1 protein-coding gene is annotated in these 1,719 nt (G+C 67.4%); it reads left to right on the top strand.

The window, feature by feature from the left end; genetic code table 11:
- Nucleotides 1–1,719: helicase-related protein (locus MOV74_RS37500; protein ID WP_246932477.1), on the top strand; the 1,719-nt coding region annotated here is incomplete at both ends.

The following is a 1,719-nucleotide window of genomic DNA, read 5'->3' as shown; positions in this document are numbered from 1 at the left end:
GTGCCGCAGCCCGGCGGCAAGCAAGCTGCCGCCGATATCGTCGTCGCCGGCGGTGCGGCCCCGCCCGAGGTCGAGATGCTCGATACGCGCGAGCGCCTGCCCTGGGCCGGCCACAGTGCGCGCCATGCGCTCCCTGAAATCTACGAGCTGATCAAGGCCAACAAGACCACGCTCGTCTTCGTCAATACCCGCAGTCAGGCCGAGATGCTGTTCCAGAACCTCTGGAGCATGAACGACGACGGCCTTGCCATCGCTCTGCATCACGGCTCGCTCGACGTCGCCCAGCGCCGCAAGGTCGAGGACGCGATGTCGGCGGGCAGACTGCGCGGCGTGGTCTGCACCTCCTCGCTCGACCTCGGCGTCGACTGGGGCGATGTCGATCTCGTCGTCAATATCGGCGCACCCAAGGGATCGTCGCGCCTCATGCAGCGCATCGGCCGCGCCAACCACCGCCTCGACGAAGCCTCGCGCGCGGTGCTGGTGCCGGCCAACCGTTTTGAAGTGCTGGAGTGCCGCGTCGCGATCGACGCGATCGCCGAGAACGCGCAGGATACGCCGCCGTTGCGCACCGGTGGCCTCGACGTGCTGGCCCAGCACGTGCTCGGCTGCGCCTGCGGCGAGCCCTTTTTCAGCGACGATCTCTATGGCGAGATCCGCACCGCCGCGCCTTACGCCGATCTGTCGCGGCAGGATTTCGACGACGTCGTCGATTTCGTCGCCTCCGGCGGCTATGCGCTGAAGACCTATGAGCGCTTCGCCCGCATCAAGCAGGACAAGGAGGGGCGCTGGCGCGTCGCCAATCCCAAGGTGCGGCAGAGCTACCGCATGAATGTCGGCACCATCGTCGAGGACGACATGCTGAAGGTGCGGCTGGTGCGCTCGCGCGGCGGCGGTCAGGGAAAAACGGGCGGCTCGACCGGCGTGATCGCGCGCGGCGGCCGGTTGCTCGGCGAGATCGAGGAGGCCTTCATCGAGGGCCTCTCGCCCGGCGATACCTTCGTGTTCTCAGGCGAGGTGGTGCGCTACGAGACCCTGGTCGAGGACCAGGTCTATGTTTCGCGCGCGCATGACAAGGACCCGAAGGTCCCGTCCTACATGGGCGGCAAGTTTCCGCTCTCGACCTATCTCGCGGAACGCGTGCGCCGGCTGCTCGATGACGGCCGCGCCTGGGGCGGCTTGCCGGAGCAGGTGCGCGACTGGCTGTCGCTGCAGAAGGACGTCTCGCAGGTGCCGGCGGTGCGCGAGCTCCTGGTCGAGAGCTTTCCGCGCGCCAACAAGCATTATCTGGTCTGCTATCCTTTCGAGGGACGCCTCGCGCATCAGACCCTCGGCATGCTGCTGACGCGGCGCCTCGAGCGCGCCCGCGCCCGGCCGCTCGGCTTCGTCGCCAATGAATATGCGGTGGCGATCTGGGGGCTTGGCGATCTCTCCTTCATGATCCGCGATGGCCGGATCGACCTCAACGCCCTGTTCGACCCCGATATGCTCGGCGACGATCTCGAAGCCTGGCTCGCCGAATCCGCGCTGATGAAGCGCACGTTCCGCAATTGCGCGATCATCTCCGGCCTGATCACGCGCCGGCACACCGGCGAAGAGAAGAGCCGCCGCCAGGTGCTGTTCTCGACCGATCTCGTCTATGACGTGCTGCGCAAGCATCAGGCCGATCACGTCCTGCTGCGCGCCGCCCGCGCCGACGCCGCCACCGGCCTGCTCGACCTG

The organism is Bradyrhizobium sp. SHOUNA76, assembly GCF_023006445.1.
Classification (GTDB): domain Bacteria; phylum Pseudomonadota; class Alphaproteobacteria; order Rhizobiales; family Xanthobacteraceae; genus Bradyrhizobium.
The sequence above is the reverse complement of the archived record's forward strand: the minus strand, read 5'-3'. Positions and strand labels throughout refer to the sequence as shown.